This window comes from Sporolactobacillus laevolacticus DSM 442, from assembly GCF_000497245.1.
GTDB lineage: Bacteria > Bacillota > Bacilli > Bacillales > Sporolactobacillaceae > Sporolactobacillus > Sporolactobacillus laevolacticus.
In genome coordinates this window covers 160,556-180,806 of sequence record NZ_AWTC01000003.1, presented here as the reverse complement: position 1 = coordinate 180,806, position 20,251 = coordinate 160,556, and the positions used below count along the sequence as shown (strand labels likewise).

The 20,251-nt window shown below is 40.2% G+C and carries 16 protein-coding genes; 3 read left to right on the top strand and 13 right to left on the bottom strand.

The genetic code is table 11. The features are described 5' to 3' along the window. Nucleotides 1-337: 337 nt before the first annotated feature. Nucleotides 338-997, bottom strand: a complete 660-nt coding sequence (locus P343_RS23675; protein ID WP_023509225.1) for a hypothetical protein — start codon at nucleotides 995-997, stop codon at nucleotides 338-340. A gap of 176 nt (nucleotides 998-1,173) precedes the next feature. Beyond that, nucleotides 1,174-1,500, bottom strand: a complete 327-nt coding sequence (locus P343_RS23670; RefSeq protein WP_023509224.1) for a metal-sulfur cluster assembly factor — start codon at nucleotides 1,498-1,500, stop codon at nucleotides 1,174-1,176. A 97-nt stretch (nucleotides 1,501-1,597) separates the two neighbouring features. Here P343_RS23670 and P343_RS37745 point away from each other — a divergent pair, with 97 nt between their 5' ends. Together P343_RS37745 and P343_RS23660 are read left to right on the top strand one after the other, a co-directional pair. After that, entirely contained in the window at nucleotides 1,598-1,915 is a 318-nt protein-coding gene (locus tag P343_RS37745; protein WP_023509223.1) for a NifU N-terminal domain-containing protein, read from the top strand. Between the two features lie 257 nt (nucleotides 1,916-2,172). Beyond that, on the top strand, nucleotides 2,173-3,276 hold the full coding sequence (locus tag P343_RS23660) for an ABC transporter ATP-binding protein (RefSeq protein ID WP_023509222.1): 1,104 nt from the start codon (nucleotides 2,173-2,175) through the stop codon (nucleotides 3,274-3,276). 98 nt (nucleotides 3,277-3,374) lie between these two features. On the opposite strand, the gene P343_RS23655 is transcribed toward P343_RS23660, so the two are convergent. From P343_RS23655 to P343_RS23610, 10 genes are all read right to left on the bottom strand, one after another. Beyond that, the gene (locus P343_RS23655; protein ID WP_023509221.1) at nucleotides 3,375-4,238 is read right to left on the bottom strand and encodes a helix-turn-helix domain-containing protein; all 864 of its coding nucleotides are present in this window, start codon (nucleotides 4,236-4,238) and stop codon (nucleotides 3,375-3,377) included. Between the two features lie 140 nt (nucleotides 4,239-4,378). Further along, nucleotides 4,379-5,038 (bottom strand): beta-phosphoglucomutase, encoded by a 660-nt coding sequence (gene pgmB / locus P343_RS23650; RefSeq protein WP_031263660.1) that lies wholly within the window; start codon nucleotides 5,036-5,038, stop codon nucleotides 4,379-4,381. Continuing rightward, a complete protein-coding gene (locus P343_RS23645; protein ID WP_023509219.1) occupies nucleotides 5,019-7,337 on the bottom strand; it encodes a glycoside hydrolase family 65 protein in 2,319 nt (772 codons plus the stop codon). Before P343_RS23645 ends, pgmB begins: the two co-directional genes overlap by 20 nt. Beyond that, nucleotides 7,334-8,212: a DUF1189 domain-containing protein gene (locus P343_RS23640; RefSeq protein ID WP_023509218.1), complete on the bottom strand. Its 879-nt coding sequence runs from the start codon at nucleotides 8,210-8,212 to the stop codon at nucleotides 7,334-7,336. Before P343_RS23640 ends, P343_RS23645 begins: the two co-directional genes overlap by 4 nt. 63 nt (nucleotides 8,213-8,275) lie before the next feature. Then, nucleotides 8,276-9,127, bottom strand: coding sequence for a sugar ABC transporter permease (locus P343_RS23635; RefSeq protein WP_023509217.1), 852 nt, complete (start codon nucleotides 9,125-9,127; stop codon nucleotides 8,276-8,278). Nucleotide 9,128: 1 nt separating this feature from the next. After that, complete coding sequence (locus tag P343_RS23630; protein ID WP_023509216.1) at nucleotides 9,129-10,436, bottom strand: carbohydrate ABC transporter permease; 1,308 nt, start codon at nucleotides 10,434-10,436, stop codon at nucleotides 9,129-9,131. A gap of 30 nt (nucleotides 10,437-10,466) precedes the next feature. Then, nucleotides 10,467-11,732: an extracellular solute-binding protein gene (locus tag P343_RS23625; RefSeq protein WP_023509215.1), complete on the bottom strand. Its 1,266-nt coding sequence runs from the start codon at nucleotides 11,730-11,732 to the stop codon at nucleotides 10,467-10,469. Between the two features lie 101 nt (nucleotides 11,733-11,833). After that, nucleotides 11,834-13,627, bottom strand: a complete 1,794-nt coding sequence (locus P343_RS23620; protein ID WP_023509214.1) for a glycoside hydrolase family 13 protein — start codon at nucleotides 13,625-13,627, stop codon at nucleotides 11,834-11,836. A gap of 15 nt (nucleotides 13,628-13,642) precedes the next feature. Next, complete coding sequence (locus P343_RS23615; protein ID WP_023509213.1) at nucleotides 13,643-15,328, bottom strand: glycoside hydrolase family 13 protein; 1,686 nt, start codon at nucleotides 15,326-15,328, stop codon at nucleotides 13,643-13,645. A gap of 216 nt (nucleotides 15,329-15,544) precedes the next feature. After that, nucleotides 15,545-16,498 (bottom strand): LacI family DNA-binding transcriptional regulator, encoded by a 954-nt coding sequence (locus P343_RS23610; RefSeq protein WP_023509212.1) that lies wholly within the window; start codon nucleotides 16,496-16,498, stop codon nucleotides 15,545-15,547. Between the two features lie 228 nt (nucleotides 16,499-16,726). Between P343_RS23610 and P343_RS23605 the strand changes: the two genes are divergently transcribed. Further along, nucleotides 16,727-18,094, top strand: a complete 1,368-nt coding sequence (locus tag P343_RS23605; RefSeq protein ID WP_023509211.1) for an MATE family efflux transporter — start codon at nucleotides 16,727-16,729, stop codon at nucleotides 18,092-18,094. A gap of 93 nt (nucleotides 18,095-18,187) precedes the next feature. Here P343_RS23605 and nagE read toward each other — a convergent pair whose 3' ends face one another. Further along, nucleotides 18,188-20,092 carry an N-acetylglucosamine-specific PTS transporter subunit IIBC gene (nagE, locus tag P343_RS23600; protein WP_023509210.1) on the bottom strand — a complete coding sequence of 635 codons (1,905 nt, stop codon included), beginning with the start codon at nucleotides 20,090-20,092 and terminating at the stop codon, nucleotides 18,188-18,190. Nucleotides 20,093-20,251: the final 159 nt, after the last annotated feature.

Here is a 20,251-nt window from a genome sequence, read left to right as displayed (position 1 = left end):
CCTGGTCTCGTCAGTTCTTTTTCTGTGCTTACATAGTCAGTTCGAGAAGGAGGACAAAGGAGAGGTTTACAGGCTAAGAACGCAACATCCTGTTGCAACGCCTGCACTAGCCCATCCTGGGCGTCGCAAGAAGGTCAAGGAAACGCAGCTNGGTTTACAGGCTAAGAACGCAACATCCTGTTGCAACGCCTGCACTAGCCCATCCTGGGCGTCGCAAGAAGGTCAAGGAAACGCAGCTTCGAGCACCGGAGCGTATGCGAATAATACGTGAGGAGCGGAAAAGCAAGTTGACACAGAGATTCGCCGGTAATTTTTTCCGGACTTTTCGAACATCCTCTTACAGCCATGTTTTGTATCGATCCGGAAGCAGACCCCTGATTTTTTCATTAACTTGTGCATCGGGCTGCTGTCCACTTTTATAATGCACGACATCAAGACCTACATGATCAATTTCCAATAACCCGTTTATAAGTGCAGCAATAGACTTCCCTTTTTTGCGATCCGCCAGCAGATTGAGATCAGTGCGAAAAATGATGGCCTCTTTTCTCCTGATTTCCCGCAACAAATGGACAAAGAAAAGTTCCATTTTATTTGCGGCATTTCCAATTGCCGAAACAGGATGAACCGGTACTTTATCTCGCAGCGACGCGTCAGATTCTCCGAGCACCTCAAGTGAAGAAAGAAACAAGAGATTATGAATAGATGTAGAGGAAGCTAGCGTGTTTCTTATCTTATCCTTTAATACCTTATTTCGTTCGCTATCCAACCTGAACGTATCGGCAATAACCATACCCCCGAAGCTGTTCTCTCCTTTTTGTCGTTCACTACGAAACAATACGTTGCGCCCCAAAAAGAATTCGTTCTCTTCCTCCTGTTCCACTTCCTTGGTAGATACAGCTGAACTTACGGACATAACATATACGCCTTCTTCCAGAAGACGTTCCGATATAGGAAATCCAAAGGGTGAGAGCCCGCCAAAGATTAATGCCTGTTCCATGATCATTCCTCCAACACTAAGATGTGCCAAGTATCAGTTGCGCGTTTGCTTTCAATCCTATGCCTAGGCAACTACAATCATCACCCATGAGGTAAAATCCGTAATATTAACATCCGTGCAAATAAAAAATCAGAGCGGAAGGTATGCTTACTACTCTGATTTCATCAATACTTCTTTTATTCTGAAAGCCCGAGCGCGATTCTCGCGTAACGTGACATACGCTCTTTCGTCCACGGCGGATCCCAAACAAAGTTCACTTCGACTTCATTGACTTCTTCAATTTCACCAAGCGTCCGCTTTACATCGTAGGAGAGCGTAGCGGAGAGAGGACATCCCATAAATGTCAGAGTCATCGTCACAACTACATTATTTTCTTCATCTATATCCACACCATACACAAGGCCGAGATTGACAATATCCACACCAAGTTCCGGATCGATAACGTCTTCCAGTGCCTCGAGTACGCGATCTTTCAATTCTTCATTAGAACTGTTTTCAGCCATTTAAACCCCTCCTTCCTCACGCTGACTACATTCAGTATACCCGATTGCATGGTGTATTTCATCCTTCAAGAATCTTTACGAGCCTTTCCCAGCAAACATGTATATAATACAAGAAGAAATTCTTGCTCAGGAAAGGAAATCAACGATGCAATTTAAAGCAACTTCTACACCAAATCCAAACGCCATAAAATTCACTACCGATCAGGCTATATTTGCCGGACGAATTGAAATAACAAAGGAATCGAAGCCAGAGTCCCTACTGTTAAAACATCTAATGGCAATCGATGGTATTGACAATTTGTTTTGCTATAACGACTTTCTTACGGTCTGTAAGTTGCCTTCAGTTGAGTGGAATCAACTTATTCCACAGATCGAGACTGTACTTGGTCAAATAACTTATTCCAAGAGTCAATAAGTCTTCTTTTTCTGACAGAAATTGAGCTTATTTAACACTATTCATCCGAATTACAATTGAGTCTCATGATTATCCGATAATCCCAAACTTAGCACCTGTCATAATTTTATCGGTAACAGAGGCATTAAAATGAGCCATAACTCACCGATCCATACAAACTGCCCAATAAAATCCTTAATGAATCAGACAATTTGACATTTCTATTTGTAACCGGTTTCACTACAATGGTAGTATCAGATGAGAAGGAAGTGGGAAATTTGGCTGAGCTTTCATTACAACATATTTATAAAATTTACGATAACGATGTTACTGCTGTTACCGATTTTAACCTCAATATTGCTGACAAAGAATTTATCGTCTTTGTTGGCCCTTCAGGCTGTGGAAAATCTACCACTTTACGCATGGTTGCAGGACTTGAGGATATTTCAAAAGGAGAATTATTCATTGACGGTAAAAAGATGAATGATGTCACCCCTAAGGATCGCGATATCGCAATGGTTTTTCAAAACTATGCACTTTACCCGCATATGACTGTTTTTGATAACATGGCATTTGGGCTTAAGTTGCGTAAAGTGCCCAAGGATGAAATTAAAAAAAGTGTAGAGCATGCTGCAGAAATTTTGGGAATTAAAGAGTACTTAGACAGAAAGCCGAAGGCATTATCAGGTGGGCAAAGACAGCGTGTCGCTTTAGGCCGAGCAATCGTTCGTAACGCAAAAGTCTTTCTGATGGACGAACCGCTGTCAAATCTCGATGCTAAACTTCGTGTACAAATGCGTGCAGAAATTGGTAAACTTCATCAGGAACTTCAAGCAACCATGATTTATGTTACTCATGATCAAACAGAAGCAATGACAATGGCTTCCCGAATCGTTGTCATGAAAGATGGGGTCATTCAACAAGTGGGTACCCCAAAAGAAGTATACGACAATCCCGAAAATCTATTTGTCGGCGGCTTCATTGGTTCACCGCCAATGAACTTTTTCCACGGAAAACTTCAAGATAATCATTTTATCGGTGATGGCATTGACATCCTTATACCTGAAGGAAAATTAAAAGTGCTTCGCGGTCATGGAGTACTTGATCATCCAATAATCATGGGAATCCGTCCTGAGGACATTCATGACGAACCTGTATTTATTGAATCCAATCCTAATAGCGTGATTCACGCAAACATCATCATCGCAGAATTAACCGGTGCAGAATTTATGCTTCACTCCCAAGTAGGCAGCCATCAATTCGTGGCTCGTGTTAATGCACGTACGCAATATCAGCCACAAGAAAAAGTTAAATTTGCGCTTGATGCCAATAAAACTCATTTCTTTGATCCTGATACCGAAAAATCACTAACAAAAATTTAATGAATCACTGAAAAAGCGATCACAATGTTAAATCCGACAGAAGAGGATAATCTACCATCTTCTCTCGGATTTTTCAGTTCATCAGAATTTCCAATTATTTATAGAGATGACATATATGCGATGGTTAAGCCATCCATCTTTCTAAGAGAAATTCCAGTTGCTTCGTAGAACTTGTCCATACGATATTGAAGCGTATTTCGGTGCATATACAAATGTTTCGCTGCAAGGCTTATATTTTCCTGGTATTCCCAGATGGCATGAATAATCGTAACCCAAGTATCATCTTCAGCAATTATCTTACGTATGTCTTCCAAGGTGGAATATTTATTGAGATGGGGTTTGAGCAGTGAAAAAAGCTCGGATTCGACACAAGTCACATTCTTCACATTAGCTTTTGCAATAGTCTTTTCAAACAGATGAAGTTCCTCTACGAAGATTTGTTTGAGTTGTGGTGAAACCGTATGCCTTAATCCTATTTGAAAGGAACATTTTACTGTAAAATCATTCGCAAGAGTATTGGCAATCGCATCTAATTCCCCCTCAGAGAGTAGTACGGTCTGTTCAACGATGAATCCTCTTTGTGATGAGAGATAGACAAATGACGTATTGGAATCAAAGAACCCTTTCAAAGCATCATGCCATTCAAGCCGGTCAGCGTTATTCAAGGGTAGGTTTAGGTGAAAATAAATGATTCTTATTTTCCTGTTTTCATCTGTATGGTTGAATGCATGATCATTAATCAATAAATCATACCAATATTGAGAAGCCGGTGAATAATTTGGAGGTGTTTCTTCACTAAGCAACGTTTCTATTAATATACGTTCTCGATCGGTCAATTTTTCCAATGGAATGGCAATGTAATATGGTTTGTTATAAAAATAGATTGTTCCCCTTTCAGGTTGAAACGGTATTTTTTTGTATAATGTACCCGGATAATTTGCGATCAATTGTTGAATATTCAATTGATCCCCTCCTCTCTCTGATTCTCAATTTATGTTAAATATTCATACCTAATTAATCATAATCATCCCAAAAAGCTGTATTCATACTCTCTTATGAATACAGCGCTATGACCTGTGAACTTGGTCATTTAATTCTATTATTATCTATGCTTGAAATGAGAAAACAGGGCGTCTATGGTCAATTCCGTTGTCGATGCAACACGAAAATGAGCACCAATATTTTCTGGAACGCCTACACCTACAGCGAACATTCCGGCAGCAAGGATGGATTCAATACCTGCAACAGAATCTTCAATACCCGCACATTCTTTTGGATCAATTCCTAACTGCGCTGCTGCCGTCAAAAATATTTCCGGATCTGGTTTTCCTTTCTGGAGCTTGGCAGGATCAACAACTGAGTCAAAGAAAGTATCAATCTTCAGTCGTTCAAGAATAAACGGGCCATTTTTACTTGCAGAAGCAAGCGCAATTTTTATTCCTTTTGACCGTAAGGCTGTTAACAATTCACTAATTCCAGGAAGTAGCTCTTTGGGTGTAATCCCTTGGATTAACTGCTTATAATCGTTATTTTTTTGTTCCGCCATCTGTTCAAGTTGAATCGATGTAAAATGATGATTTGACAGACCACCATATTCTAGGATCCTTTTGAGTGAATCCATTCGTGAAACACCCTTGAGTCGTTCATTAAACCGCTCATCTATTGAAATACCAAGCGTTGATGCAAGACGTTTCCATGCCTGAAAATGATATTTTGCAGTGTCAGTAATTACACCATCCAAATCAAAGAGTACTGCTTGCATCATCTACACGCTCCTCATGATCAGGAATGTTAACCGCAAATTGATGATCAAGATTAATATGCTGCCCATAGACTGTGATTGGTAATGGATCTCCTGACAGTAATTCCAAAGTGATTCGCTTACCCGTAACATTCACTTTGATTAAACGGCTGCGGTAATTAATTTTGAAAGCATAGGATGTCCAGCCATCAGGTAGGAAAGGCGATAACGACAGTTTTTCACCATAAGTTCTCATCCCTGCAAATCCTTGAACAATCGCAAGCCAGCTCCCAGTCATCGATGTGATATGCAACCCATCTTCGGTATCATTATTATAATTGTCTAGATCTAGTCTTGCTGTTCGCTGATAAAGTTCGAGTGCTTTATCTTTCTTACCAAGCTCCGCGGCCAAAATCGCATGGACGCACGCCGACAAACTGGATTCATGAACAGTGAGCGGTTCGTAAAAATCAAAGTTCTTCTCTTTTTCTTCTATAGTATAGTGATCATTCAAAAAGTATAAGCCCTGAAGAACATCTGCTTGTTTGATATAACACGACCGAAGAATCCGATCCCATGACCAGTGCTGGTTAATCGGGCGTTGATCAGCAGGAATGGCAGATACAGGTTTAATGTCTTTATCAAGAAATGTATCATGTTGGACAAAAATGCCCAGTTCTTTGTCTTGCGGATAATACATCCGCAAGACAATATCTCTCCAATGAGCGATCTCCTGATCGGATAAATTTAGCGTATTGTATTTTTCTTTGCTGATCGATTCAAGTGCGTCAATTGTATACCCGAGTGTCCAAGCTGCCATCGTATTTGTATACCAGTTGTTGTTCACGTTATTTTCGTATTCATTAGGTCCGGTGACACCATGAATCATATATTTTTGAGCACGTTCTGAAAAATGAACCCGATCTGCCCAAAAACGACTAATCCCGACCAGAACGTCAATACCAGCCTCTTCAATATAAGCTTTATCACCTGTGTAATTAACATAATTGTAAATAGCGTAAGCGATGGCGCCATTTCGATGAATTTCTTCAAAAGTAATTTCCCATTCGTTATGACACTCCACACCAGTGAACGTAACCATTGGATAAAGAGCACCTTGTAATCCTTGCTGTTTCGCATTGTGATAAGCACCATCTAATTGCTTATATCGATAAAGGAGCAGCTGCTTGGTTACACTCGGATCTGCTAATGCCAGATATAAAGGAACCGCATAGGCTTCCGTATCCCAGTATGTGGCACCACCGTATTTTTCACCAGTGAAACCCTTAGGTCCAATATTCAAACGGTCATCCTCTCCGTAATAGGTAGAAAAAAGCTGGAACAGGTTAAATCGAATCCCCTGCTGTGCTTCATCATCCCCTTCAATGGAAACATCCGCCTTATTCCATCGATCTTCCCAAGCTGAGCGATGCTCTTCTTTTAGCTCATTATATCCATGGGACAACGCTTGAGCTAACAATTCTTCTGCGCGAGTCATCAGCAAGGATTGATCATAATCTCTGCTTGTTGTCACTGTAATGAGCTTATCCAACGTCGCCTTTTCACCGATTTTCAGATGATACGTGTACTCATGAGCTACATATAGATTTTTTTGAAAAATTGTTTTTTCTGCTTGTTGGTCCGTTTGTATACCCATTGAGGCGCAAACCGAGAAAACAGGAACACCAAATGAATTATCAATGGTTCTAACCGTAAGACCTGAATAGTCTTCGTAAGACTTTCGATCAGTCTCTAACCAGAACATTTCGTCATAATTCGAATCTTCATTTCGTACATGAGCATCAAGGAACGGAACCATTTTGACTGTAACATTTTCCGTTAATGCAGTTACTTGAAAACGTATAGCACAAATTTCTTTGTTTACAGCACTCAAAAAACGTTCTGTCTTAACTTTAACTTTTTTATTATTTTTTGAGACAAAGTAAGAACGATGCAATATCCCTTCATGCATATTCAGTTCAAGATAAAAATTCTCAATCTGATCTTGATAAAGATCCACTTCTTCTCCATCAATGAACAATTTAATCCCTATAAGATTCACAGCGTTAATCACTTTGCCAAAATACTCAGGATAACCATTTTTCCACCAGCCTACCCGTGTTTTGTCTGGATACCAAACTCCAGCAATATACGTTCCCTGGTGGTGATCACCAGAATAAGTTTCTTCAAAGTTGCCTCTCATGCCCATATAGCCATTGCCGATAGAAGTCATACTCTCTTGCAAGCGGATGTGCTCTTTATTTAGGTGTTGGGTTGCTAGTTTCCACCCATCAATATCGAATAGCCTTAAATTGCTCATTTACTCTCATCTCCTAGTACTGTCAAATGCCGGTTTATAACTTTTCGGTTGTTTTGAAAATGAGTTTTCCAAAATACAAGTGAAATAACTAGAACAAGCCCTATCGATTGAATCATAATAAGGGATCCATAATCGAATGAAAACAAAGATAGAAACAGTGCTGCGATTGATGGCCACCCTGCTGACGTAATTACGATTGCTGCAGCTTCGCGTAACGACCGAATATCCGATATCTTCGAATACTTTGTTAGCCATAGAATGAAGGTCATGGCACTCATAAGAATGATGTTAGAAACCAGCAAAGCTGCAAAACTAAGCAGTGATACAACAGTTACATAGATCGGCTTATATTGATCCATCCATAGTTCGGAAACAAGCATCTTAACGCCATCCTTGTGTCCTGTTAATGATAGATCCTTGTGTTTCGGATAGTCGATCACAAATCCATATCCGTTTTGATCGGTAAGAATCAAATGATGTTTTTGGAAAACTAAAACACTCTTATATCTACTAACGCTGTGATGGTACCGACTTCCTGAAACCTTTAGCGTATTTTTGGGATCCGTAGCGACAACCACACGATTGTCAACCATTTTTTTAGTTTCAGCAGCACCTGTTAATTCGCCTTCTTTAATCGCTCCATCCAAGCGAACATTTCCAGTAATTGTCCGGTCTACGGTCGGTGCAACCAATGATAAAGGAGCTTGTGTAACCGATGAAAGATGTATTGAAATCGGCATCATTAAGCATCCATTGATGAACAGGAACAAGAAGACAAGTTTCCACCATTGAAAGCGAGTTCGCTCCTCAAAAATGCGCTTCAGACTACTCATTGATACGAGATAATTAATTGGGAATCCTTTTTCTTTTATCATCACATTCTCACCTTGCACACATTATATTTCTTTTACCCACTACGATGATCATACGCTCGATTATTATCCTTTCGTTCCCCCTGCTGTCAATCCGCTTTGGAAATTCCGTTGTAGGAGGAAAAATAAAATAACGATTGGAATTGAGATTAGGAACGAACCCGCCGCGAACATGGCAACACGTTGATTGGTCGGATCAGCGATGAACTGCTGTAGTCCAACAGCAACCGTCATATTTTCTGGTGATCGAAGTAGAAACGCTGATAACAAATAATCGCCAAATGGGCCCATAAATGCCCAAAGTGCCTGAACAGCAATCATTGGCATGGCTAGTGGTAAGTTAATTTGCCATAAGATACGTAAGTGACCGGCACCATCAATGCGTGCGGATTCATCCAAATCACGCGGTATCGTGTCGAAGTAGCCTTTCATCAACCAGGTATTCATTGGAATACCCCCGCCAACATAGACCATAGTTAGGAACCAATATTGATCAAGACCGTTGATAATCAGTCCAAGCACGAAATATGCAGTGAGTGCTGCCATCGTCGGAACCATTTGAATGACTAGAAAAAAGATTAACCCATTTTTTCTTCCTTTAAATCGATAACGACTATACGTGTAGCCTGCGAGTGTGACAATGATGACTTGAATAATCATCGTTGAAACTGCAATAATCATAGTATTCTTAAACCACGTCAGATAGAGGGTCTGAGTAAAAAGTTGCTGAAAATTGGCCAATGTCCAATGCATGTGCAAATCGAGTGTAAATGCAGTCAAATCACTAGCGTTAAATGCAGATTGAACCGTGATTAGTAATGGGTATATGATAATAATGCTGAGCACGATCAGAAACAGATAGGTCAAGAACCGACTGAAAAAACGATTAAATTTTGTACTGCTAAGTATGCCTCTCATATTACATCATCTCCTCATTACTGAAAGCATGCGTTTTCTTGAAAGTGAGTAATGACACACCGATGACAATAATTGATATGACAATAGTCACTGCCGAAGCCAATGCATATTGAGGTGATGTTCCCGTTGTTAGTTTGTAAATCCAGGAGATCAAAATGTCGGTAGAACCTGCACCGCCGCCAACATCTCCCGGTCCTCCTGAGTTGAACAAATAGATAATCGAGAAATTGTTAAAGTTGAATGTATATTGAGTAATAAACACAGGTGCAGTGGCAAACAAGATCATTGGCAGTGTAATTTTTGTGAATTTCTGAATGGCGTTAGCACCATCGATATTGGCCGCTTCATAGAGATCATCTGGAATTGATTGCAATACTCCTGTCACCATGACAAATATATAAGGAAATCCTAGCCATGTTTGAATCATAATCAATGCGGTTTTCGTCCAGAACGGGTCTGTTTTCCATGGTATGTCTGAAACTTGAACGAATGGGATATAATTTAATAAACCTAAGACCTGTTGATTGATCGCACCAATACTATCATTAAACATGTTTGAAAAGCTCATAATGGTGACAAACGCCGGTATCGCCCAAGGCAGAAGAAAAATGATGCGGAAAAATTTCTTGCCAATGATAAACTTTTGATTTGTGATCACGGCTGTCAGTATACCAAGAGTAATTTGTCCTGTTGTCGCCAGAAGCGTCCAAATGATCGTCCAGCCGAGCACACTCACAAATGTCGAACGGTACGCACTTAGAAAGAACATATTTACAAAATTCTGCAACCCTACCCAGTCAATAAGTTTTGCCGGAGGAATATGATAAAAATCATAATTTGTAAACGCCATCAATAGAGTTACCAAAACCGGAAACACAATGACAAATAACATAACAAAATAAGCAGGGATTGTGAGCAAATAAGGAAATCCATTTTCCCAAATATTTTTTAACATCGAGCGTGCAGAACGATTGACATAGCCCAATGTATTGTATTGCTTAGCCACTTGCCTTGCATCACTCACATTAAGTATGAGTACCATCAAAAAGACAAAGGTGATAATGATTTGTAATGTTCCTTTTACAAGTAAGAAAAGGGAATGGTCCCGAATTGGAACCGTTCCCAATGTGACAAAATCTTGAAAAGCAGGTATCCCAATAGTGACAAGTTCAATTAAAAATGCAATGGTTACAGCAAGAAAAGCAAATCCTTTTAGCTGCTGACCATTATACATTTGTCCTAATCCGGGAATGAGGGACAACAAACCTGCTTTCCTAACACTTTTTTTCTTAATATTTTGACTTTCCATGGTGTTCCCCTCACTTTGATCGAAGCTTAATTATTTATCTTTGTATTTTTGTGCGATTGTTTTGTGCAATGAAGACACAGCATCGTCAAGAGTTTGTTTTGGTGATTTTTTTCCTGAAGCAGAGTTGAACATAGCTGGTTCCATTGTTGTCCATACTTCAGCCATTTCTGGAATATTTGGCATTGGAACGGATGAGTCATACTGCTGAATAACAGCCTTTGCAAGCTCGTCTTCGCCGTTGTTGACCTTTGCTTGTGCATCAGGATTGACCGGAATTTCATTTGCATCTTTATAGAACTTATAAGCATTCGTTGCATTTGTTGCATACGTCAGCCATTTCTTTGCGAGGCTAGGATTCTTTGTGTAGGCAGAAGCAACCCAAGCCTTGCCACCTGCGAATGGTTTATATTCCTGACCATTTGGCAATGTTGGAATTTTGGCAACTCCAAAATTAATTTTCGATTTCTTATAAACGGATGCTTGCCATGGTCCATCGATTACTGCACCGGCTTTTCCTTTAACAAATTGATTGGTTACAAAATTGCCTGAAGCTTTCACATCCTGCATACCTTTAGGCCATACTTTTTGGAACCAATGTGTGGCATAAGTCAATGCCTTAAGCGATCCATCATTGTTCAGCCCAATATCCTTTGGATTGGCACCGTTATTGCCAAATACATAACCTCCGTAACCAGCATAAAGACCGTATGCAAAATAGAAATCAGTCCATTTTACCAGGAAACCCGTGTTTTTGCCGGATTCAGATGAAAACGCAAATCGTTTGTCTTTTGCTAACGCTTCCAAATCTTTGAATGTTGTAGGGGCTTTCTTAACCAAATCTTTGTTGTAGTACAGAACTAGCGCTTCAATAGTCAGCGGAACACCGTAGTATTTCTTTCCATATTGAACTTGGCGATGTCCTTTTTCATTGAGGAAGTTGAGCATGCTCTTGTCAACTTCGAGTAATTGACCTTGTTGACCAAGACCACCAACACGATCATATGGAGCAAGCATGACATCAGGAGCCTTACCCGCTGGTCCGTCTAGAGTCAGTGCAGTTAATTGATCGAACATCGGTTTCTTAACAACTTTAACCGTAACGTTATTTTCTTTTTCGAACTTTCCTTTAATGCTGTTCACGAATTCAGCATAAGCTGCGTTTGCTGAATCAACGGAAACGGTCAACGTTTTTTTTGCACCGTTACCGCCGCTTGATCCTCCTGAGCCACATGCCGCCAGTGTGAACACGAGCCCAAAAATAAGGATAGCAGATACTATTTTTTTGATGTATTTCATTTCTCTTTCCCTCCCTTTGATCTTACAAGTGTATTATAAGGTCTATTTGTAAACGGTTTCAATAACTGTTTTCATGTTACCGATAACAGGATATAAACCACTCAGGATTCTGTTTTGAGAACGGTAAAACCCTGTGCAGGAATGTCGATTTTTTTCATTTCGATCTCCTTGCTATTCCAAATGTCAGTATATGAGTGATCTTTTTTTAATGAAACACTGGCTTCCTTATCTCCATGATTAAAGATAAAAATCAACGACTGATTGCCTATTTCTCTACTGAAGTGCAGTACTTTCTTCGAGGAATCATTGGTATCCAACCAGTTAATGCTCCCTTGTGAAAGAATAGAGTGATAGTCATTGCGCAACTTTATTAATTTCTTTGTAAATTGAAGCATATCTAGGTCTTGCTTCTCTTCATCCCAAATCATACATTTACGGCATAACGGATCATTGCCGCCGTCAAGTCCAACTTCTGTTCCATAATAAATGCATGGTGAACCCGTGTGTACAAACAAGAATGCAAGTGCCTGCTTCACTTTTTGAGCGTCACCTTTTGCCAAGGTCAAAATTCGGGCTGTGTCATGACTGTCTAGAAGATTAAATGCCGCTTCATTGACATTCTGACTGTATTTCATAAAGTGTTCATTCAGGCTGCTGATCAATTGTGAAGAATCAGTCTTATCTTCAATAAAGAAATTAATAATTGATTTTGTTAACGGATAGTTCATCACACTGTGAAATTCATCGCCTTGAAGCCAATTCCATGCATTATGCCAAATTTCACCGACAATATACAAGTCTTCTTTCTCTTTCAGGACTGCCTGATGAAACTTTTTCCAAAAAGCATGATCTACTTCATTAGCGACATCCAGTCTCCAGCCATCGATATCAAACTCTCTAATCCAATATGTTGCAATGTCTAATAAATAGTTTTGTACCTCTGGGTTCGCTGTGTTTAATTTCGGCATGGTCGTAGTAAACCCAAAAGCATCAAAAGATAGCGACGGTTTACCATCAAAATTGCCATTTTCTCCATCGCGTACAGGGAATGAATGAATATGGAACCAATTTTTGTAGACTGATTTCTGCTCATTTTCGATGACATCCTGCCATTGCTTTGATTTACTGCCGATATGATTAAAAACGGCATCAAGCATGATCCGAATACCTCTTTTATGAGCTTCTTGAACTAATGTACGAAATGTTTCTTTGTCGCCGAAGTGCGGATCAACCGTATAATAATCCAAAGTATCATATTTATGATTTGTAGGTGATTTAAAGATTGGATTTAGGTAAATACCACTAATTCCCAGATCTTTTAAATAATCTAAACGATTAATAATTCCCTGAATATCGCCGCCAAAAAAATCATCTCGATCAGGATCTTTCGAACCCCATGGCAATACATTCTCTGGAGATCGATCGGGATCTCCATTTTCAAATCGCTCTGGAAAAATTTGATACCATACTGTTGACTTTACCCACTCTGGTGTTTTGAACAAATCAACTTCATGAATATATGGAAATTTAAAAAAGTTATCGGGAACTGAAAATGTAACCTGGTCATTTGGTAAGAATTCACGATCCCCATAGAAGACAGACGCTCCATTTGAATCTGTGAGAACAAATGCATACTGCAAACGCCGATGCTCAGGTTTAACGGCAATAAACCAATAATCATGAAGACTGGTCGTCGCACTCTTTTTCATTTCAACTCGCCCACTTACCCATCGATAATTCTCGCCGATTTTAACATTTTCATACGGATCTCCGTAGACAAGAATTACGGATTGGATATCGTCTTTCTTAGAACGTACTTTAAGATGCATTGTTTCTTTATCATAAGGATAGGCGTATGAACTGCACGGCTGATGATATATTGCTGATTTTTCCATTATTGATCCTCCTTTTCATTCTTTAATCAACACATAGCACTCATAAGGCGCTAGTCGACTCACTTCATCGCACTTGAATTTTCCTAAGTTATTCAGTAAACACGTCCATGAAGACAGATCAGGTATTTCCAGTAACTGCGGGTGATTGGAAAAATTACAGATGACAAGAGCTGTCTTCCCTACTCCCTGACGTTCATAAGCATAGATCAATTGATTTTCTATATCTAGAATTCGACATGGTCCTTCAACAAATAGTTGATGACTCGCTCTTATCTTCAAAAGTCTGCGGTAATAATTGAGAATAGAATTAGGATCATTCTCCTGCTGTTGGACATTGACCTGATGATCGTCCTTATTAACCCCTAACCATGGATGCATTTCAGAAAATCCGGAGTAAGCACTCGTGTCCCATTGCATCGCGCCGCGCGATGTGTGTTTTGATCGAAAGTACACAAGCTGCATCATCTGATCGTAGCTATACCCCAGTTTCAGAAGATGAGCAGCTGATGCTGAAAGTGCCGAATCATGATAATCTTCAACTTGTTCCAGTTTTAAACTGGTCATACCAATCTCTTCTCCTTGAAAGATAAATGGCATACCCCAATGCAGGTACATGAGTGTTGCGAGCATCTTCGCACGTTCATTACGATAGCAGCCCGGATCACCAAATCTTGAGAGCATACGTGGCATATCATGGTTATTTAGGAATAACGCAGGCCATCCTTCTTTATATAGCTCTTCTTGCCAATGCTTCATTATTTTTCGAAAAGATATTAAATCAAAATTCTCTTCCTGCCACTCTTTAGGAAGTCGGGTATCTCCGCTAAATGTAACCGCATCCAAATGTTTGAATGAAATAACACAATCAAATTCTTTGCGGTCTTGTTTGGTGTATCGTTTCGCTAATTCAACATCTGCTGAAGCAGCTTCACCAATTAAAAGACAATCGGGTTTCATTCGTTTCATTTGTTGACTGAATTCACGAATGAACGCATGTACTTTTGGTAAATTGGCATAACACGGCTCTGCAATCACAAACTCTTCATTTTGGTCAGGATTATTAAAGTCACAAAAGCTCTGATCCTTAGCCAAGTGAATGATTGCATCCAGTCGGAAGCCGTCAATCCCCTTTTCCAGCCAATACCTTGCCATTTTGTAGATTTCAGTTCTGACTCTAGGATTTTCCCAGTTAAGATCCGGCATCTTCTTATCGAACAAGTGAAAATAGTATTGTTTGGTTAAAGGTTCATAAGCCCATACACTTCCGCCAAAGAAAGACGCCCAGTTATTCGGCTCTTTACCATCCTTCCCATCTCGCCAGATATAGAAATCCCTGTACGGATTGTCAAGACTCTTTCTCGCTTCCTGAAACCACGGATGCTGATCCGATGTATGATTAACAACTAAGTCAAAAATGACTTTAAGATTTCTCTTCTTCGCTTCAACAATCAGTTGCTCCATTTCAGCATCCGTACCGAACTGCGGATCAATTGCATAATAATCACTTACATCATATCCATTGTCTACTTGAGGAGATTTAAAAATAGGATTAATCCAAATCACATTAACCCCCAAAGATTTAATATAATCCATCTTTTCTACAATGCCTTGAAGGTCGCCAATCCCGTCTCCATTAGTGTCATTGAAACTTTTTGGATAGATTTGATACACGATTGCTTTATGCCACCAAGGTTTATCCATTTACCTCACCTCCTTTACTCCTTAAAATTATCATGCGCTTTCAAAGATAACAATCACCAATTGCTCTGTTACCGCTAACAAAAATAATAAAGGCGACCCTGAATAATATGAGTCGCAATTGTCGCAGGTTTATTTACTTAGAAAAGATGACCAAACATTTACAAACAATTAAAGAAAAATCAAACAAGAATTATGAAAAATGAAAGCAACACCAAGTTAAGTTGTTGTAGAATTTCGGATGATTAGTTCAGGCTTGTATATTCGGTTTCCTTGTTTCATCCCGTCCTGATCAATTTTATCAAGTAATAGCTTAGCACACGTTTTTCCCATCTCCACAATGGGTTGGCGAATAGTCGTTAACTTTGGCTGTGCGATGCGATCCAGAAATACCCCGTCAAAACCAGTCACCATGACATCATAAGGAATATTTAGGCCGAGCCTCTGAGCTGCATGAACAACGCCAATCCCTAACCGATCCGATGCACAGACAAAGGCGATACGTTCGTGATTTTTTTGTAATACTTTTTCTGCTTCAAATTGAGCGATATGTGAACTGTTCTTCATCAGATTTATTTGAGGTAACAGCTGCTTCATCTTCATTGTTTCTTCATAACCTTCAATTCTTGAGCGCATGAACGGTTCGTCAATTTCAATACCGTAAAACAAGATTTTTTGACAACCATGATTTAAAATATGTTCCGTTACCATTTGCATTCCCTTTTTATTATCAACATCTACATAGTCATAACCTTTTTTATTTTCCCCAAACAAGATCACAGGCTGCTCAAGATGAGAAATAATATGATCATAATCCGTTTCGCGCATCCCCGTAACGATTAATCCATCACATCTCCCAATGGTGTGTGAACTGCGAGTCACAAGCTGCAGTGAGTAATGGCGCTGGTCGAGCTCTATCGCAATTCCAGCCAGCAAATTCATATAATATGGTTCAGTTGTATCCATTTCTTCTAAAATGAGCAATTTAATCACTTGAGTTCGATTATGAACAAGGGCCTGTGCAGCATAATTAGGTACATAGTTAAGTTCTTTCATCGAGTTATATACTAATTGACGTAATTCGGCTGAAACTTGTTCAGGATGGTTAATTACTCGTGACACCGTCATTTTTGAAACAACAGCTTTCCGTGCCACATCAGACAAAGTTGCCATTGCATTCCCTCGCTTCCACTCATTCCATTACAAAAATTATTATATCATCATTAATAGTAACCGTTTACATTTAATTCAAAATGATTTATGATACGTTGATGAATCGTGTATATCGTTTTCTCTATTTGGAACTTTTTGAAAAGTGAGGTGAACACCAGTGCTGAACAAGCCGCAACGGATAGGTGATTTTGCATTTTATCTTATTCATTTCAGTAACTGGTCTGATATTTGAAGACACAAACAATTAATTATCAATCCCAAACCCTTTTCAAAATCACTTGGCCCATTTTTATTGAAATCGCGCTTCGTATGGCGATGGGCATCATCGCAACATTAATGCTTGGCCGTTACTCCGACGCAGCGGCATCAGGCGTCGGCGTCGCAAATCAGCTGTTAAGTCTTTTCATCCTCATTTTTAATGTGACTTCAATTGGCGCAACGATTCTAATCGGTCAAAGTCTGGGTGCAAAACAATACCAACGTGCTGAACAGATCGCACACTCTGTCTTTTTTATGAATTTCTGGTTCGGGGTTATCGTATCCGCTGTTGTCGTCTTGTTCGGCGAGTACTTCCTAGGGTTGTTCCATTTACATGGGATGATTCTCCAAGACGGACTCTTGTTTATCCGGATTTGCGGCGCATCACTTTTTCTTGAATCACTGTCACTTGCGATGAGTGCGATTTTACGTAGTCATGGATTCACAAAAGATGCAATGATTATAACCGTTATTATGGATGGAATCAGTGTGCTCGGAAATGTGATTGCAACAAACGGTCCCTTTGGTCTTCCGATTACAGGAGTCAGTGGTGTATCCTGGGCAATGGTTATCGCTCGCGTGTTTGCCATTGTCGCACTTTCACTGGTCATTTGGAAAAGGCTGAATGTAAAATTTTCATTCAAGGACTGCTATCGCGCCAGTCGCAAGAATATCCATGATTTACTTTCGATTGGTGTCCCTTCAGCAGGGGAGATGCTTTCCTATCAATTGTCCCAATTAATCATTACAGCATTCGTTGTCATGATTGGAACCGGTGCACTTGCAGCGAGGATTTATATTCTAAATATCACGATGCTCTGCTTTCTTTTTACCGTAGCGATTGCCCAAGGAACCGAGCTTCTTATTGCTCGCTATATTGGAGGCGGGCAGTCGGAACAAGCCTATAAACGCGGAATTAAAACCGTAATAATCGCGATGGCCTCATCGACACTTGTTTCTATAATTATTGCTCTTTCAGGAGTAGTTATATTAGGCTTATTTACAACAACATCGGCAATAATCGTCATTGGGCTCCCTGTGCTTTGGATCAATCTTTTTTCTGAACCAGGAAGAGCAATCAATATCGTTTTAATGGGGTCACTAAAATCAGCAGGTGATGTCCGTTTTCCTGTGGTCATTGGCGTTGTTTCGATGTGGCTGATCGCGGTCGGATTGAGTTATTTATTGGGTGTTCATTTTGGTTTCGGATTGATCGGAATTTGGCTTGCTCAAGGAGCAGATGAATGGTTCAGAGGTCTGTTCGCCTTAAAACGTTGGCAATCTCGTCCGTGGGAACACCGCCAATCGTTCTTCTTCAGAAAAGCTGTTTCAAAATGATCAATCCTTCGTTTCTTATTATTTATGATCGTTTTACCTGACAAAGGTCCACACATTTACTGTGTGGACCTTTGCATTCATTACATTGGGTAGTTAATCAAAAGCGATAATATCCGCCTCGTTTGCGCCTACTTTTCCGCTTATCTTTAGTTCAACATGCTTTGAAGGATCAAGGTTCGTAAAGATGACCGGGCTGATCAGTGAAGGAACCTTATCTTTAATAGAAGGAATATCAAAGGTGATTAGTTTCTGACCTTTCACCACGGCATCTCCTTCCTTTACAAAATTAGTGAACCCTTCACCGTTCAGTTTAACTGTATCCACCCCGACATGAATCAATACTTCCAAACCTTCACTACTTGTAAGCCCAACCGCATGCTTTGTTGGGAACACACCGCTTACTTTTCCATCAACCGGTGATAACACGATACCTTCAGAGGGATCGATTGCAAAGCCGTCACCCATCATCTTTTCGGAGAACACTTTATCTGGAACATCCGTAATCGGCAGCAAAGTTCCTGAAATCGGCGAGCAAAAGGCTTCTGCGCCTACAGATACTGTGGCTAGTTCCGGCACAGCCGATTCAACCGTTGGCTTTGCATTTAAAGCGGCATTGGATTTCATTAATTTCTTCATTGCATCAGCAACAAACTCCACATCTGTGCCAACGATGATCTGCAGATTCTTTTTATTCAGTTTTACTACACCATGTGCACCATGATGTTTAATTGCAGTACTATCAGCAATTTGTGAATCCGCAACCGTCAAACGAAGACGAGTCGTGCAGTTATCAACATTGGTAATATTTTCCTTACCTCCGATGTCTTTGATAAACCGTGCAGCCATCACTTCATACTTATCATTAGTATCAACATCTGCTGTACTGTCTACACTTCCTTCCACAAGATCATCATCGTCCTCACGACCCGGAGTCTTAAGATTGAACCATATGATGGCAAAATAGAAGACGACAAAATAAATTGCAGCAAAGATAATACCGACGATCAGCAGCAAGAGGGGTTTTTGTGCAATCCGATAGTTGATAATGTAATCGATCGCGCCGGCAGAAAAACCAAAGCCATCATGAATGCCAAGTGCGTACGTCACCGCCATCGAGAGCGCCGTCAACAGCGCATGAATGACGTAGAGCACAGGGGCTAGGAACATAAATGAAAATTCAATGGGTTCTGTAACACCAGTTACAAAAGAGGTAAGTGCAATACCGATAAGCATGCCGCTTACTGCTTTGCGGCGTTCTTTCTTTGCCGCCGCGATCATCGCGAAGCAAGCTGCAGGTAAACCAAACATCATGATTGGAAAATACCCTGAAAGAAGAAGGCCGGCATGTGGATCTCCATTAAGGAATCTTGTAATTTCACCATGGAAACCTTTATACGTCCCAAACTCAAACCAAACTAATGTATTGATCACATGATGCAAGCCAAGCGGTAGAAGCAAGCGGTTGAGCAAACCGTAGATCGCTGCTCCAAAAACGCCGGCATCATAAATCCATGTTGCTAGATGGGAGATGCCAAGCTGGACAAATGGCCATATGTACCCGAAAGCAAAGCCTAGGACGAGCATTGTTCCTGAAGTGACAATCGGAACAAATCGTCGGCCGCCAAAGAAGGCCAACCAGTCAGGCAGCTTAATATTATGGTAGCGATTGTACAGCATTCCGGCAATTATGCCTGCGATGATCCCGCCAAGAACACCTAAGTTAATCGTTTTATTCAATGCCGTTGCACATGCGCTCAGGACAAAGAATCCCATTGCTCCAGCTAATGCAGCAGCCCCATTATTATCCTTGGCAAAACCGACGGCAATACCAATCGCGAAAATCAGAGCGAGATTTGAAAAGACTGCATTTCCTGCAGCAGCGATAAACGGAATGTTCAGTAGATCCGGCTGACCTAACCGCAAAAGCAAGGCAGCTGCAGGCAGTGCAGCGATTGGAAGCATCAATGACTTCCCAATTCTTTGAAGAAATCCTAACATAATAGTCCTCTCCCCCAATTAACTAAGAATAAAAGAAGAATGCTGTGAACGATTAAAACCATATTTTACTCGATATTACCTTTTTAACGATTAATCCTCCTCTCATGTTTTCGTTATTTATCTACTATTCTGTCATTTTTGCACAAAAGGTTCAGGTTG

What these genes read in the sequence shown, in the direction of transcription:
- P343_RS23625 (WP_023509215.1), bottom strand. Translation starts at nt 11,732, where the DNA reads ATGAAATACATCAAAAAAATAGTATCTGCTATCCTTATTTTTGGGCTC.
- P343_RS37745 (WP_023509223.1), top strand. Translation starts at nt 1,598, where the DNA reads ATGTATATAATACAAGAAGAAATTCTTGCTCAGGAAAGGAAATCAACG.
- P343_RS23610 (WP_023509212.1), bottom strand. Translation starts at nt 16,498, where the DNA reads ATGGCAACTTTGTCTGATGTGGCACGGAAAGCTGTTGTTTCAAAAATG.
- P343_RS23640 (WP_023509218.1), bottom strand. Translation starts at nt 8,212, where the DNA reads ATGATAAAAGAAAAAGGATTCCCAATTAATTATCTCGTATCAATGAGT.
- P343_RS23675 (WP_023509225.1), bottom strand. Translation starts at nt 997, where the DNA reads ATGGAACAGGCATTAATCTTTGGCGGGCTCTCACCCTTTGGATTTCCT.
- P343_RS23635 (WP_023509217.1), bottom strand. Translation starts at nt 9,127, where the DNA reads ATGAGAGGCATACTTAGCAGTACAAAATTTAATCGTTTTTTCAGTCGG.
- P343_RS23630 (WP_023509216.1), bottom strand. Translation starts at nt 10,436, where the DNA reads ATGGAAAGTCAAAATATTAAGAAAAAAAGTGTTAGGAAAGCAGGTTTG.
- pgmB (WP_031263660.1), bottom strand. Translation starts at nt 5,038, where the DNA reads ATGCAAGCAGTACTCTTTGATTTGGATGGTGTAATTACTGACACTGCA.
- P343_RS23645 (WP_023509219.1), bottom strand. Translation starts at nt 7,337, where the DNA reads ATGAGCAATTTAAGGCTATTCGATATTGATGGGTGGAAACTAGCAACC.
- P343_RS23615 (WP_023509213.1), bottom strand. Translation starts at nt 15,328, where the DNA reads ATGGATAAACCTTGGTGGCATAAAGCAATCGTGTATCAAATCTATCCA.
- P343_RS23670 (WP_023509224.1), bottom strand. Translation starts at nt 1,500, where the DNA reads ATGGCTGAAAACAGTTCTAATGAAGAATTGAAAGATCGCGTACTCGAG.
- P343_RS23620 (WP_023509214.1), bottom strand. Translation starts at nt 13,627, where the DNA reads ATGGAAAAATCAGCAATATATCATCAGCCGTGCAGTTCATACGCCTAT.
- nagE (WP_023509210.1), bottom strand. Translation starts at nt 20,092, where the DNA reads ATGTTAGGATTTCTTCAAAGAATTGGGAAGTCATTGATGCTTCCAATC.